Below are 14,377 nucleotides of genomic sequence, written 5' to 3'. Positions count from 1 at the left end.
AACGTAAATATATGATCACAATTGCAGAAGCTGTAGAAGAAATTGTACGTAAATCTCCTTTCCTGGAAGAGGCTATTGTAGATGGAATAGTTAATTATACAGGTTTGGCAAGACAGATAATGCCAGAGGTAGAAGATAAGTTGATGAAAGACGTTCAAATAGGAGGGGTTGTAATGGCTATCCAACGTTTACGTCCTAAACTTTCTAAGCTAGATATTGAACATGAAGTTTTAAATTACCTCAAGAAAATGGGGGAAATTATAGTACGTTCAGATTTAGTAGATTATACTTTTAAAAACTCTCCTACATTATTAGGAAAACAACAAGAGCTTTTAAAAGTTATTCAAGGTGAGAAAGATGTTTTTCAAGCTTCATCAAAAGGAGTATATGAAACTAATTTGGTAACGAGTAAAAAAATGATGGATCAGTTAATTTCAATTTTTGCAGGTGAAGATATCATCAGTAAAAAAGAAAATCTTGCCTCATTAACTATGCGTTTACCACAAGACAATACATCTGTACCGGGTATCTATTACTATTTATTGAAAAAGATTGCCTGGGAAGGTATAAATATTGTTGAAGTAATTTCAACAACCAATGAATTTACATTGATTTTAGCTAAGAAAGATGTAAATAGAACATTCGGATTATTACACAACCTAGTAAATGATTAACAATCGCTATGAAAAAATTAACTCCATTTGAAGAGTGGGTAATTATCAATAAAGGAACTGAGCGTCCTTTTACTGGAAAATACAACAGACACGATGAGCCTGGTACTTATGTATGTAAAAAGTGCTCTTCACCATTATACAAATCTGAGGATAAGTTTGAATCAGGATGTGGATGGCCAAGCTTTGATGATGAAGTTGATGGAGCGATTAAAAGAGTGACAGATCTTGATGGACAAAGAACTGAAATTCTTTGTAGTTCTTGTGATGCACACTTAGGACATGTATTTGAAAATGAAAATCTAACACAAAAAAATGTTAGACATTGTGTAAATTCTATTTCTCTTGATTTTAAAGGTATTAAAGCTGTTAGTCCGAAGGTGGCTATTTTTGCATCTGGATGTTTTTGGGGTACTCAATATTACTTTTTAAGAACAAAAGGGGTAATGTCTAGTACAGTTGGTTATATAGGGGGAACAAAAGATAACCCTACTTATGAAGAAATATGTTCTGGTGAAACAGGGCATGCAGAAGCTGTTAAAATTGTATATGATTCTGATAGAATTGGCTACGATTACTTAGCAAAATTATTTTTTGAAACGCACGATCCAACTCAAATAAATAAGCAAGGCCCTGATATTGGAACTCAATATAGATCTGAAATATTTTATTTTGATGATGATCAGAAAGAAAAAGCACAGATACTTATTGCACAACTTAAAGCACAAGGATTGGCTGTTGCTACAACTTTAACAGATGCATCTGAATTAACTTTTTGGGAAGCAGAGGATTATCATCAAGATTATTATGAAAAAACGGCAGGGAAACCGTATTGCCATATTTATACAAAACGCTTTTAAAAACAACGAGGCTACCTTTAATAAAAAAGATAGCCTCGTTTCTTTTATAAAGAATAATTATTCTTCATCAGATTCTTCTCTATTTTTAATGTGTTCCTTTTCAGCAGCTCGGATAACATCAATTTCTGAAAGAGTGTTTCCTTTTTCGCTATCATTATTAATGTGTTTTGGACTACCAACAATTTGAGAAGAGTATATACTTGTATGTCCAGAAAACATATAAGCAGTAATACAAGAAACCGCAATAAATACAGCTGCAGGAGCTCCAAACAATTCTATACCCATCATTGTACAAGCCATTGGTGTATTTGTAGCACCACTAAAAACACCAACAAAACCCATACCTGCTAACAAGGCAACAGGTAACGAAATGTGTGTGGAAAGGTAACTACCAAGTGTAGATCCAATATAAAATAATGGGGTAACTTCACCACCTTTAAATCCTGCACCTAATGTAAATGAAGTAGTTAGTGTCTTAACTAAGAAATCATACCAATTCATCTGCGTACCAAAAGACTCAACAATAGTAGGTACACCTAATCCAAAGTATTTCATGTCATAAGATGCGTAATCTAAACCATGATTATAGTTAATAGCCATTATGCCTAAAGCTAAAACAACACCTCCAATCATTGGTCTGAAAGGTGCATATTTAATATTAGATTTAAATAAATTTCCCCAAAAGTGATTTGCCTTAGAAAATAGCATTCCAGTTAATCCAAAAGCTACACCTGCAATAACACATAATGCTAAATTAGTAAGCGTCATGTCGGGTATAATAGGAATTTCATATACTGTATGATGAATACCAATTACGTGCCCTAGATTATGTGTAGCGTAATTTGCAACTATAGCTGTAAAGAAACTAGGGAATATGGCTTCATATCTCATTCTACCAATAACATATACTTCTAGTCCGAAGATTGCACCAGCAAGAGGAGTTCCAAAAACAGATGAAAAACCAGCTGCGATACCAGAGATAATTAATATTTTTCTATCGTATTTATCTAATTTAAAGATTTTAGTAAACTGATCTGCAATAGAACCACCCATTTGCACTGCTGTACCCTCTCGACCAGCTGAACCACCAAATAAGTGGGTTGCAATAGTAGCGATAGTAACAAGTGGAGCCATTTTTAGAGGTATAATTTTCTTAGGCCTTGTAATCTCTTCTAGTAATTGATTATTTCCCTTAACTACATCTTGACCAAAATAATAGTAACTAGCACCAATTAAAAAACCTCCAATAGGTAAAAGATAGATAATCCATAAGTGCATTTGTCGCCAATCAGTTGCCCAACTTAAACCTTTCAAGAATAAGGCTGAACCAATACCTGTTAATCCACCAACAAGAGTTCCGATTAAAACCCATTTCAGGATATAGAGAATTACAGGGAATTGCTCTGTTTTTTTTACCCATTTAGGTAAATCATCATTTGTATAACCTAGAAAAGCCATATATTTATTTTATAAATTTTATTTTGTCAAAAGATCAATAATTGTTTGATGTTAAACGGGTTTTAAGGTTTAAGTAATTCAATTATTGATATTCATTATATAAAAACTGTGAGATTTCAATTTATTTTAAAGCATTCTGTTAGAGACTTAAAAAAAAGTATCAGCAAAATTATCCCCTTTATACTTTCGATCGTAGTAGGTGTAGCTAGTTTAGTAGCTATGACTACATTTTCTGAAAATGTAAATCAAGATCTAAATAAACAGGCTAAAGAACTTTTGGGAGCTGATTTAGAGTTACGGTCATCGCATGAACTTCAAGATAGTGTTCTTAATCTTTTTTCACATCAGCAATCTAAGTTAGTAAAACAATTTAATTTTGCATCAATGGCTTTTTCAAAATCTACAGAAAAAAGTAGATTAGTAGACTTACGAGCTCTTGAATTGGGTTTTCCTTATTATGGGCAGTTAGAGGTGTATCCTAAACCTTCTTGGTCTAAATGGAAAAATCAAGAAAAAGTAGTATTTGTAGATAGTGTGGTGCTCTATCAGTTAGAAGCAGCAATTGGAGATAGCTTGAGATTTGGAGCTGCTAATTTTGAGATAGCAGGAACAATTAAAAAAGGAATTGGGCAGAGTGCTGTAATGGCTGCTACTGTACCTATAGTTTATTTTCCGTTCAAATATTTAGAAGACACAAAACTTATACAAAAAGGGAGTAGAGTGAATTATAGATATTTTTACGCTTTTAATGACACACTTAATGTTCAGAATTTAGTAGATAAAAATCAAGAAATAATTGATGAAAAAGGGATAAGGGTAGCAACAATTGAAAATAACACAGCAAGAATAGGTCGCTTTTTTAATGATATTGATGCTTTCTTAAAATTAATCACTTTTATCTCTCTTCTGTTAGGGTGTATTGGTGTAAGTAGTGGGATTTTTATTTATATAAAAGGGAAACTAAAATCTGTAGCAATTTATAGGTGTTTAGGAGCAACAACTAATGAGACATTTTTAATTTATTTTTTACAAGTGTTATTTCTAGGTTTGGTTGGTGGAGTAATTGGAGCATTTATAGGAGCTTTTGCACAACTGGTCTTTCCTCTTTTATTTTCCGACTTGTTGATGGTTTCTATAAGTAATAATTTTTCTGTAACGGCAATTGTTTTTGGAATTTTCCTAAGTCTATTTGTTTCAGTTTTATTTGGATGGTATCCCTTACTACAAGTTTTGGGTGTATCTCCAATATATGTACTAAGGTCAATCTCATCTTTAGATATTAAGTCAAATAAATTAATTAAAGCACTTTTAATTATTTCAGTTAGCCTTTTTGTTATTTTATTTTCTTATTGGCTCTTAGGAGATTTTAAAAAATCGTTATTTTTCTTTCTATCAATCTTTTGTGTAATAATTGTCTTGACTCTACTTGCTTTGTTATTAATAAAAGTAGTTAAAACGATAGATTTATCTGGGTATAGCTTTAGTTTAAAGTATGGTGTATCTCAGTTATTTAGACCTAATAATCAAACTTTACTTTTAGGAGTTACTATTGGATTGGGAGTTTTTCTTATTATTTGTTTGGTATCTATCAGATCAATTCTAATTGAAAAAGTAACCGATGTTGGAGGAGAGGGTGATGCAAATTTGGTATTATATGATGTGCAAAAATCACAAGTTTCATCTTTAAAGAATTTATTAGAAAAAGAAAATATACAGATAGAACAAAATGCTCCTATCGTAACGATGTCTTTAAAAACTGTAAATGGGAAGACTAAAAAACAAGCAATGCTAGACTCTACAATACAATTAAAAAGATATGTATTTGATAGGGAATATAGAGTGACTTATAGATCTTCTTTAAAGGAGAATGAAAAAACTATTGAGGGTGAATGGCAAGGAAATTCATCTATAAATGAAATGATACCAATATCAGTTTCAGATAATTATCTTAAATCATCAGGGTTAGCTTTTGGTGATACAGTAATTTTTAATGTTCAGGGTTTTAATTTAACAACAAAAATTACTCATGTAAGAGCTGTAGATTTTGCAAGAATGGAGGCTAATTTTGTTGTTCTATTTCCTGCAGGTGTTTTAGAGGCTGCACCAAGTTTTCATGTACTGGCTATTAAAGTAAGAGGTAAAGATAACATAGCAAGTATACAGAGTAAAGTTGTGGCTAAATATCCGAATGTATCAAGCATTGATTTAGGTCTAATCTTTGAATCTCTAAATGATATTCTAGACCAAGTATCTTTTGTTTTTAAATGGCTTGGTGGAATATGTATTTTTACAGGCTTCTTAGTTTTATGGAGCTCAATGTCTATAGGTAAATTTCAGCGTAAAAAAGAAGCTGGAGTTTTAAGAGCATTAGGTGCTAAAAGAAAACATCTAGTAAGAATCACCTTCATAGAATATTTTTCTATTGGTACACTATCAACCCTTACCGGTTTACTTTTAGGGTGGTTAGGTTCTTGGGCACTTGCTTATTTTGTATTTGACATCCCTTTCTTTATTGCTATTAAGGAGAGTTTTGTACTATCTATAATAATAATAGGAATGACAGTAAGTATTGGTGTGCTCTTTATGAGGTCACTCTCTAAAGTACCAGCTATTACTGTATTAAAAGAAGAATAACTATTTTGTAATAGTTAAAGTGTCAATTGCATTATGTAATTGGATTGCTCCAAGTTTAGATTCGTTGTTTTTATTCACTTTATTCTTCGCTGACATGAAGTGATGGGCTCCAACACAAAAAAATAACCCTATAAAAAAGAAAAGTAATTTTGCTTTCATCTATTTTGTTAATTATTAGCGGAATGTTTATACACGATTAAAGTTGTAGCGCAATTTATGTTTTTTTATCAAAAATCTAAATTTTGAAATATCAAATATGAAAAAACCTCTTTTATAATGTATTAATTACATATAAAAGAGGTTTTTAAATGATGAAAATCATTATTTATTTTTCAGAACTACGTCTTTTAATCTCAGTTGATACAAGAGTTAATTCTCTACTTGCTTGACCTGCTACAGAAGTATTTTCTTCTGCTCTCCTAAATAAGTAAGGTAAAGCTTCTTTAACAGGACCGTAAGGAAGGTATTTAGCAACATTGTAACCAGCTTTTGATAAGTTAAATGAAATGTGATCACTCATTCCAAAAAGCTGGGCAAAGAAGAAATTTACATTATTATCTGCAATTCCATATTTATTCATTAACTCAACGAGCAAATGATTACTTTTTTCATTATGTGAACCAGCACATAAAGCAAAGCCACTATTATTTTCCATTATAAAAGCAATTGCAGCATTATAATCTTTATCAGTAGCCTCTTTAGTATCTTGGATAGGGTTCGGATAGTTCATTTTTTGTGCTCTTTCCCCTTCTTTTTCCATGTATGCACCTCTAACTAGTTTTACACCTAATATAAAACCTTCTTCTTGAGCTTTTTCAAAATCACTTTTCAATTGTTCAAGTTTACTTTTTAAATACATCTGATATGTATTGTAAACTATTGCTGTTTCTTTATTATACAGTCGCATCATATCGTAAACTAACTGATCAACAGGGTCTTGTAGCCAAGTTTCCTCTGCATCAATAAAAATTCTCACATTATGATCGTAAGCTGTTTTACAGAGGTTTTTTACTCTACTAACAACCTTATTCCACTGTAGCTCATCTTCTCCACTAAGGATTTCACCAGCATGAACTTTTTCAAGTAAATCAACAGCAGCAATACCAGTTAATTTAAAAACTGAAAAAGGTACATTATCATCTTGAGCAGATTTTTTGATTGTTTTAATGATTTCAGCCTCTGTTTTATCAAAGCTCTTATCATTTTGTGCACCTTCTACAGAATAATCTAAAATTGAACCAATATGATAGCTTCCTAATTTGTCAATAGTTTCCGAGCTATCTTCTATAGTTTCTCCGCCACAGAATTGTTTAAATAAAGTCATTTTCACTATGGTTTTAATAGGTAACCTAAGTGTAAAAGCCATATTTAAAAGAGAAGTACCAAATTTTACAAGACCTGGAGAATGCATCATCGTAAATAATGCATAAGTTTGTTTCAGTTCTGCATTATTTCTCCATGCAAAAGCCGTCTGTGTGTTTTCGAAATTTACTGTAGATGTGTCCACCATAGTTTTACGTTTTAATTGCGTTCATAATATGATTAGTATATTTGATAATTATATTTCTATCAAATTGAAAAGTGTGTGTTTGTTAGGGAAAACAGTGTAAAGAACTCCCTTTTTGTAAGTATGATTATATTATGTGTATAATAGACACAAAAGTAATATGATGATTTCATATTTCTTAGTTTTTTGTGATTAAAAATGAAAATTTATAAGTTATTTTAGGTAAATAATTATTAATAATAAGAGGAGTATTATGGCAAGTGAAATTTCAGCAATAATAAAAGGTAGAAGATCATTTTATCCGCATGAATTTATTGAAGGAGAAATACCTAAAAAAGATATAGAGGTAATATTAGAAAATGCAAATTGGGCACCTAATCATGGAATGACAGAACCGTGGCGATTTTTTGTTTTTGCGGGGAATGGATTAGAATCTTTATCAGAAGCTCAAGGTGAAATTTATAAAGAAAACACAAATGCTTCGGAGTTTGATGAGAAAAGATATGAAAAACTTAAAAGATTGCCTTTACAGTCCTCTCATGTTATTGCTATAATTATGCAGAGAGGTAACAATAAAAAGATACCTGTAATTGAAGAAGTAGAAGCTGTAGCTTGTGCTGTTCAAAATATGGCACTAACTGTTACTGAAATGGGATATGGAGCCTATTGGAGTACTGGAGGAATGGTAAAGTTTAAAGAGGCAAAAGAATTCTTTGGTTTGAGAGAAGAAGATCAACTTTTAGGACTCTTTTATATTGGTAAAGTGGTAACTACAAAAAAAGATGGGAAAAGGGGAGTCATTACTGATAAAGTAACTTGGGTGAATGATTGAAATTTTACTACATTTGTGCAACCAAATAAAATTACCTTCGTTATACCTGTTATAACTGAAAGTATGATAATTTGTTCATATGAACTCGATTAATTAAATTACTATGGGAAAAGCAGTAGAAATCACAGATGCTAACTTCGAAGAAGTAGTATTAAAATCAGATAAACCAGTATTAGTAGATTTTTGGGCGACTTGGTGTGGACCTTGTCTTATGATGGCACCAGTTATCGATGAATTAGCAGTTGAATTAACAGATGCTGTAATCGGTAAATTAGATGTTGATGCAAACCCTCAATCTGCAGCAAAATTTGGTATCCGTTCTATCCCAACAATGTTGGTATTCAAAAACGGAGAAGCAGTTGACAAAATTATTGGAGCAGTTGCTAAAAATGAGTTAGAAGCAAAAGTTTCTGCTCAGTTATAGAAAACTGTAACATCACAAAAAAAACACCCACCTTTTTACAAGTGGGTGTTTTTTTATGCTTAATTCTATTTTAATTAAACGTTGTAGGCATTTCTTCGCAACCTTTAATAGAACCAGTTGATTGCCAGAATTTAGGAGTGTTGCTAAATCCAGGATCTCCACCATTTCCATAATTTGGATCAATACCTTGGAGCAAGTCTATAACTTTACTTGCATCCATGTAGTATTTACCTTGTGAATTATCCCATTCTACAAAGTCTTCGATCACAAAAGAAGCGGGTGCTTGTCCTGCACTAAATCCAGGATCAATTGTAGATGGTATACAACCTGTAGCAACTTTAAAACTTGTAGTATAAGTAGCACCTTTATCTACATTTATAGTGTATTTATAATCATCACTTTTAGATACAGTTGTAATATTTTGTGTGATATCAAGTACTAGAGCAGGGATTATATTAGGTGCTGATCCGGTTTCTGCAGTTCTTGCAACAATGCGTACAGTTTTAGCAGAATGATCAAAACTGAGTTGTAGGTAGACATCTCCTACATCATCAATTTCAACCTCTCCATCAGAGGCAAAATAAATAGGATTAGCATCTTTTAAAGAAGGGTCATCATCATCATCTTTACATGAGAAACATAAGACAGTTAGTCCAATAAGTAAGGATACTTTCCAAAGTAATTTCATAATACGTTAAGTAATAGGTTTAAAATTAATATAATAGAAATTAGTGATTACTAACTTATTATCAAAGGTGTACAGTGTTAATAGCTTGTATTTTTATAAAAAAAAAGGTCCCTTATTAGATTAATAATAAGAGACCTTTAGAAAAGTATATTATAGAATTAATTATCCCATAGAGTGATATACATTTTGCACATCATCATCTTCTTCTAATTTTTCTAATAATTTATCAACATCTTCTTCCTCTTCAGGAGTAAGTTTTTTAGTTACAGTTGGTATTCTTTCAAGACCTGAGCTAATAATTTCAATTTTTTGCTCTTCTAATGCCTTTTGAAGAGATCCAAAGCTTTGGAATTCACCATATATAATGATATCCTCTTCTTCTTCAAATACTTCTTCAGCACCAAAGTCTATTAATTCTAACTCTAATTCTTCTACATCAAGATCACCTTTTGCAATTTTAAAATGACATTTGTGATCAAACATAAATTCTACAGAACCTGATGTACCTAAGCTACCACCAGTTTTTGTGAAATAACTTCTAACAGCAGCAACAGTTCTATTGTTGTTATCAGTTGCCGTTTCTACTAAAACAGCGATACCATGAGGGCCATAGCCTTCAAACAACCTTTCGTCGTAATTAGAAGTATCTTTATCAGTTGCTCTTTTTATTGCACGCTCGATGTTGTCTTTCGGCATGTTCTCCGCTTTACAGTTTTGTAAAACTGCACGAAGTCTAGAGTTTGAATCAGGATCAGAAGAACCGCCTTCTTTAATCGCAATTACAATATCTTTTCCAAGGCGCGTAAAAGCTTTAGCCATATGCGCCCATCTTTTCATTTTTCTTCCTTTTCTAAATTCAAATGCTCTTCCCATTTTCTCTAGTAAATTTTGTTATTTATATGCAAAAATACATTTAAGTATCTCAAATCATAATTCTATACTGTGAATTACCTCTAATTTAAGGTAAAGATTACAGTTTTTAAAAATCAATAGAACTAATTATTCTCCTAATAACTGTTCTACAACTCTTGGGAAATAGAAATGTTCGAGCTTAAGTACTTTAGCACCAACTTCTTCCGGAGTGTCTGATGGTAAAATTGAGGTAGATGCTTGTAAAATATATTGACCTTCATCATACTCACTATTACAATAATGGATAGTAATACCTGAAATAGCTTCTTTATTTTCTACTACAGCTTTGTGTACATTACTTCCGTACATTCCTTTTCCTCCATATTTAGGTAATAGGGCAGGGTGGATATTGATTACTTTATTAGAAAAATGATCAAGAATATCTTTTGCTACTAAAAGTAAGAAACCAGCAAGAATAACATAGTCTACTTTTTCTTTAGCTAAAAAATTTAAAACAGTGCCATTATTAAAAGATGATTTTGGAAAATAATGGCCTTCAACTCCCAAACTTTTTGCTTTATCTAATACACCTGCATCTTTATTGTTAGATAATACAACGAACTCAACATTTTTTTTATCTGAAAAATGTTGAATAATTTTTAAAGCATTTGATCCTGTGCCTGAAGCAAAAATTGCAATCTTTGTCATATCCTTAGTTTAGTTTATGCAAATATAAGTGCATAATTTCATTAATCTTGTAAATACAAAAAAAAGCATTAAACCTTAATAAGTTCAATGCTTTTAGCTATATATCTTAATCAATACAAAGTTAATCTAAACTTATCTGATCAATACCAATTGATGCTGCTCCTAAAATACCAGCATTATTTCCTAAAGTTGCCAATTGAATATCTAGATCTTTAGTATAATATTCAGGTAAGAAGCTATTTATAACATTATACATATTGCCTTTTAAGTAGTCAAATGTTTCAGAGACACCCCCTCCAATAAGTATTGATTTAATATCAAGGATTCTGACACAAGAAACTATAAGTTCACCAACATATTTTCCCATATCATGGAATACTTGTAAAGCAACTTTATCTCCTTCGTGTGCAGCTGTAGCAACCGCTTTTGCATCAAATTCACCCTTAACAAGTGAAGTTGATAATTTCCCTTCATCTATATATTTAGTTGCCATTTCTATTATACCAGCTTTACCAATGTTTTGTTCAATAGTTTTGCCTGTACTAGAAATAATATGACCAATTTCTAAACCGTTACCATCACCACCTTTAAAAACACGACCATTTATAACGCATCCACCGCCAACACCTGTTCCAAGTGTTATGAAAATGTATGTTTTAGGCACGACATCTAATCCAAAATGAAGTTCACCAAGTGCAGCTGCATTAGCATCATTATCCATTGCTATTGGTAAAGAAGGGAAATCTCTCTTTAAGATCTTAACAAGTGGCTGTCTAGATAATGAAGGAACATTTGGAAGATCTAAAGTAGATTGACCATCGGCAGATATTGTACCTGGTATACCAATACCAACAGAAGCAACATTTGGGTACTTAGCGAGTCTTTTTGCGAGTAGTTTAGAAAAATTACCACAGAAATCACCACCTTCAGAAACTTCTTTAGTAGGGTATTTTTTCTTTTTAATGATATTGCCATCAGAGTCTACAACTCCAAACTTTACATTAGTACCGCCAATATCAACACCTAAGAATTGCTTCATTTTTAAATTATTATAGGAGTAAAAAAATGTTTGATATATAATTTTAATAAATCATTTTCACATTTTCTTCATATTAATGAAGTTTATTTCTAACTATTTCACTATTTTTAGTCGAGATTTGATCTGAACAATGGCTTATAATAGATTTTTTAAACATATAATTCTATTTCTACTACTATTATTTGGCTTATCATTGAACGCAGCAACCGGAGATAAAAACTCGGGCAATACTTCAATTATAAACGATAGTCTATTTAATAAATACGACAGTAAGAAAGTTAATGCCTTTTTAGTAAAGGGGTATTTAGATAGTGCAAAAAACTATCTAGACGATCATTTACATCTATTAGATGAAGAGGGTACTTTTGAGGAACAGTTTGATATTGCTTCTAAATATTGCACCTATTATGAGGATATTGGCAAATTAGATTCTGCGGAACAGTTTTGCCAATTAGCTTTAAATTTATCAGAGGATAAACTAAAGTTTGATTACATATCAAAAGCAAATACAAATCTAGCTACATTATATACATCTCAGGGTAAAACAGAGACGGCTTTAAATTTATTAAAGACTGCCTATGAGATTCAATTGCAAAATGAAGATGTAATTGATCTAGCTTATACCTTAAATAATATTGGATTTATTTATTTTCAACATAAGGAATACATCCATGCTTTCGAGGTGTTTAAAGAAATTTTAGCAATTGATATTGATGATCAAAATGAAAACTTGGATTATATAAAAGCTAATGCATTGTTGAACATGGCAGATATTCATTACGAGTTTAATGAATTTGATGCTTTGAGACATCTGTTGATTAGATTAGATAAGATGCAGGTTTTTACAATGAATAAAGACTTTGAAGGATTTATTTATTTGTCTTTATTGAAAGGTAAACTTGCCATGGGATTAAATGATATGGCATTAGCAAAGAAGATATTTCTTTTGACGGTTAGAGAATCAAATAAAAAAGAATTCCCTCAACCAAAGCTAAATTCTTACTTATCAATAGGTAATTATTATTACAAACTAAAAGATTACACAAATGCATACGATGCTTATGAAAGGGCATATGTAATTAGTAAAAACAACGGTCTTCTAGATTTTGAATATCAAGTGTCTTTAAAATTAGCACTTACGTTAAAACATATAAATAAAGATCAATCTATTTATTTCTTTCAGAAGTCAATAAATTTATCTGATAGCTTATTTAATCAGCAAAAAACAGCAGCCGTTGCAGACATGCAAGCATTTCATGAAGTTGAATTGCAGAAAGAACAAAATGATGTATTAAGGGTAAGAGATCATGACAATTCTAAGAAACTTGATGAACAGAAAAAGTTTATTGAAATGAGTATCGTGATCGTTGTGCTACTACTTATATTTACGTATTATATTTATTTGAATCAGCGAAAAACAAAAAAGCTGAATTTAAAGCTTTCGAGTGCTTTTAGAGAACTAGAAATGGCTAATATTGAAGTCGAATCTGTGAACTCTGAATTATTAATTAAGAATGATGTTTTACGAGATACTTTAGAACATTCTAAGCAACAAGGTAAGCAGTTAAATAATCAGCATGTTAAGATTTCAAGTAGTATTAAAAGTGCACATTTAATACAATCATCAATTTTACCTTCTGATAAAGGAATTACAAGTGCTTTTCCTGATAACTTTATTTTTAACCAGCCTAAAGATATTGTAAGTGGCGATTTTTATTGGTTCACAGAGCAAGAAGGTTGGAAAATATATGCATGTATTGATTGTACTGGCCATGGAGTACCAGGGGCACTAATGTCTATGATGGCATCGAGTTCATTATATGAGATAGTTCGTGGTAAAAAGATTTTATCTCCGGGTAGAATTTTAGCTGAACTTAATAATATTGTTGTTAGAAATCTCCAACAAGATACCAACGATAATAATGATGGAATGGATATGACTTTAATCGCAATTAAAGGAAATATTTTGAAATATGCAGGAGCTAAAAACCCATTACATATTGTTCGTGATAATACCATCCATAAACTAGCTGGAACTAGAAAATCAATTGGTGGTGAACTGGATCTAGTTTATGAAGAACATGAATGGTTATTAGAAAAAGGCGATAATTTATTTATGGCTACAGATGGGTATCAAGATCAATTTGGAGGTGTAAAAACGAGGAAGTTTATGGTGAAGAGGTTAAGGGAACTCTATGTTCAGATAGCCAATTTATCTTCTTCAGAACAGAAAGAGATTTTAGCCAATACTATCAATAGTTGGATGGAAGAAGGGGAGTGGGAACAAATTGATGATATGTTGGTGATCGGTATAAAAATTTAAATAACAAAAAAGCTGTAATTGATTTCAATTACAGCTTTTTTGTTAAAGGTCTAATACTAATTGTGGCGGCCTTCCTATTACGGCTTTATTATCTTTAATAACAATCGGTCTTTCAATTAATTTTGGGTATTCAACCATTGCACTGATGTACTCATCATCAGAAAGGTCTTTACCTTTGAAGTTCTCCTTATAAATAGCTTCTCCTTTTCTAATTAAATCAAGAGGTTTGATTTTTAAAAGAGATAATAATGCTACAATTTCATCTTTTGATGGATGCTCCTTTAAATATTCTCGTATCTGTACATCGTCTCCATTGTCGTTTAAAAGTTGGAGTGCTTCTCTACTTTTAGAACATCTTGGGTTATGCCATATTGTGACCAT

14 protein-coding genes are annotated in these 14,377 nt (G+C 31.4%); 6 read left to right on the top strand and 8 right to left on the bottom strand.

Annotation, left to right across the window (positions count from 1 at the left end; all coding sequences use genetic code 11):
* Positions 1–11 precede the first annotated feature (11 nt).
* Positions 12–674 carry an aspartate kinase gene (locus KM029_RS04580; RefSeq protein WP_126612648.1) on the top strand — a complete coding sequence of 221 codons (663 nt, stop codon included), beginning with the start codon at positions 12–14 and terminating at the stop codon, positions 672–674.
* Positions 675–682: 8 nt separating this feature from the next.
* Positions 683–1,531: a bifunctional methionine sulfoxide reductase B/A protein gene (locus KM029_RS04575; RefSeq protein WP_144075592.1), complete on the top strand. Its 849-nt coding sequence runs from the start codon at positions 683–685 to the stop codon at positions 1,529–1,531.
* Positions 1,532–1,588: 57 nt separating this feature from the next.
* On the opposite strand, the gene KM029_RS04570 is transcribed toward KM029_RS04575, so the two are convergent.
* Positions 1,589–2,989, bottom strand: coding sequence for a voltage-gated chloride channel family protein (locus tag KM029_RS04570; protein WP_144075591.1), 1,401 nt, complete (start codon positions 2,987–2,989; stop codon positions 1,589–1,591).
* Positions 2,990–3,097: 108 nt separating this feature from the next.
* Here KM029_RS04570 and KM029_RS04565 point away from each other — a divergent pair, with 108 nt between their 5' ends.
* Positions 3,098–5,623: an ABC transporter permease gene (locus KM029_RS04565; RefSeq protein ID WP_144075590.1), complete on the top strand. Its 2,526-nt coding sequence runs from the start codon at positions 3,098–3,100 to the stop codon at positions 5,621–5,623.
* Here KM029_RS04565 and KM029_RS04560 read toward each other — a convergent pair whose 3' ends face one another.
* Both KM029_RS04560 and KM029_RS04555 read right to left on the bottom strand, forming a co-directional pair.
* A complete protein-coding gene (locus tag KM029_RS04560; RefSeq protein ID WP_158631157.1) occupies positions 5,624–5,782 on the bottom strand; it encodes a hypothetical protein in 159 nt (52 codons plus the stop codon).
* A 166-nt stretch (positions 5,783–5,948) separates the two neighbouring features.
* A complete protein-coding gene (locus KM029_RS04555; RefSeq protein WP_144075589.1) occupies positions 5,949–7,133 on the bottom strand; it encodes a proline dehydrogenase family protein in 1,185 nt (394 codons plus the stop codon).
* A gap of 250 nt (positions 7,134–7,383) precedes the next feature.
* Here KM029_RS04555 and KM029_RS04550 point away from each other — a divergent pair, with 250 nt between their 5' ends.
* Complete coding sequence (locus tag KM029_RS04550; RefSeq protein ID WP_144075588.1) at positions 7,384–7,962, top strand: nitroreductase family protein; 579 nt, start codon at positions 7,384–7,386, stop codon at positions 7,960–7,962.
* A gap of 103 nt (positions 7,963–8,065) precedes the next feature.
* Complete coding sequence (gene trxA / locus KM029_RS04545; protein ID WP_126612660.1) at positions 8,066–8,386, top strand: thioredoxin; 321 nt, start codon at positions 8,066–8,068, stop codon at positions 8,384–8,386.
* Between the two features lie 70 nt (positions 8,387–8,456).
* On the opposite strand, the gene KM029_RS04540 is transcribed toward trxA, so the two are convergent.
* The 4 genes from KM029_RS04540 to KM029_RS04525 all read right to left on the bottom strand — a co-directional run bounded on the left by KM029_RS04540 (position 8,457) and on the right by KM029_RS04525 (position 11,673).
* The gene (locus tag KM029_RS04540) at positions 8,457–9,074 is read right to left on the bottom strand and encodes a hypothetical protein (RefSeq protein ID WP_144075587.1); all 618 of its coding nucleotides are present in this window, start codon (positions 9,072–9,074) and stop codon (positions 8,457–8,459) included.
* Between the two features lie 162 nt (positions 9,075–9,236).
* Complete coding sequence (locus KM029_RS04535) at positions 9,237–9,947, bottom strand: YebC/PmpR family DNA-binding transcriptional regulator (RefSeq protein ID WP_144075586.1); 711 nt, start codon at positions 9,945–9,947, stop codon at positions 9,237–9,239.
* A gap of 126 nt (positions 9,948–10,073) precedes the next feature.
* Complete coding sequence (gene purN / locus KM029_RS04530; RefSeq protein ID WP_144075585.1) at positions 10,074–10,634, bottom strand: phosphoribosylglycinamide formyltransferase; 561 nt, start codon at positions 10,632–10,634, stop codon at positions 10,074–10,076.
* 121 nt (positions 10,635–10,755) lie between these two features.
* Positions 10,756–11,673, bottom strand: coding sequence for an ROK family protein (locus KM029_RS04525; protein ID WP_144075584.1), 918 nt, complete (start codon positions 11,671–11,673; stop codon positions 10,756–10,758).
* Between the two features lie 130 nt (positions 11,674–11,803).
* Here KM029_RS04525 and KM029_RS04520 point away from each other — a divergent pair, with 130 nt between their 5' ends.
* Entirely contained in the window at positions 11,804–13,996 is a 2,193-nt protein-coding gene (locus KM029_RS04520) for a SpoIIE family protein phosphatase (RefSeq protein ID WP_144075583.1), read from the top strand.
* Between the two features lie 42 nt (positions 13,997–14,038).
* Here the strand turns inward: KM029_RS04520 and arsC are convergent, their stop codons facing one another.
* Entirely contained in the window at positions 14,039–14,377 is a 339-nt protein-coding gene (arsC, locus tag KM029_RS04515) for an arsenate reductase (glutaredoxin) (RefSeq protein WP_144075582.1), read from the bottom strand.

Origin of the sequence: Flammeovirga kamogawensis (genome assembly GCF_018736065.1) — a bacterium.
Taxonomy (GTDB): Bacteria; Bacteroidota; Bacteroidia; order Cytophagales; family Flammeovirgaceae; genus Flammeovirga; species Flammeovirga kamogawensis.
This window is presented reverse-complemented; position numbering and strand designations above follow the sequence as displayed.

Coding starts and splice junctions, on each gene's coding strand:
- trxA (WP_126612660.1), top strand. CDS start 8,066: ATGGGAAAAGCAGTAGAAATCACAGATGCTAACTTCGAAGAAGTAGTA.
- KM029_RS04560 (WP_158631157.1), bottom strand. CDS start 5,782: ATGAAAGCAAAATTACTTTTCTTTTTTATAGGGTTATTTTTTTGTGTT.
- KM029_RS04540 (WP_144075587.1), bottom strand. CDS start 9,074: ATGAAATTACTTTGGAAAGTATCCTTACTTATTGGACTAACTGTCTTA.
- KM029_RS04520 (WP_144075583.1), top strand. CDS start 11,804: ATGGCTTATAATAGATTTTTTAAACATATAATTCTATTTCTACTACTA.
- KM029_RS04580 (WP_126612648.1), top strand. CDS start 12: ATGATCACAATTGCAGAAGCTGTAGAAGAAATTGTACGTAAATCTCCT.
- purN (WP_144075585.1), bottom strand. CDS start 10,634: ATGACAAAGATTGCAATTTTTGCTTCAGGCACAGGATCAAATGCTTTA.
- KM029_RS04555 (WP_144075589.1), bottom strand. CDS start 7,133: ATGGTGGACACATCTACAGTAAATTTCGAAAACACACAGACGGCTTTT.
- KM029_RS04570 (WP_144075591.1), bottom strand. CDS start 2,989: ATGGCTTTTCTAGGTTATACAAATGATGATTTACCTAAATGGGTAAAA.
- KM029_RS04525 (WP_144075584.1), bottom strand. CDS start 11,673: ATGAAGCAATTCTTAGGTGTTGATATTGGCGGTACTAATGTAAAGTTT.
- arsC (WP_144075582.1), bottom strand. CDS start 14,377: ATGGTCACAATATGGCATAACCCAAGATGTTCTAAAAGTAGAGAAGCA.
- KM029_RS04550 (WP_144075588.1), top strand. CDS start 7,384: ATGGCAAGTGAAATTTCAGCAATAATAAAAGGTAGAAGATCATTTTAT.
- KM029_RS04575 (WP_144075592.1), top strand. CDS start 683: ATGAAAAAATTAACTCCATTTGAAGAGTGGGTAATTATCAATAAAGGA.
- KM029_RS04535 (WP_144075586.1), bottom strand. CDS start 9,947: ATGGGAAGAGCATTTGAATTTAGAAAAGGAAGAAAAATGAAAAGATGG.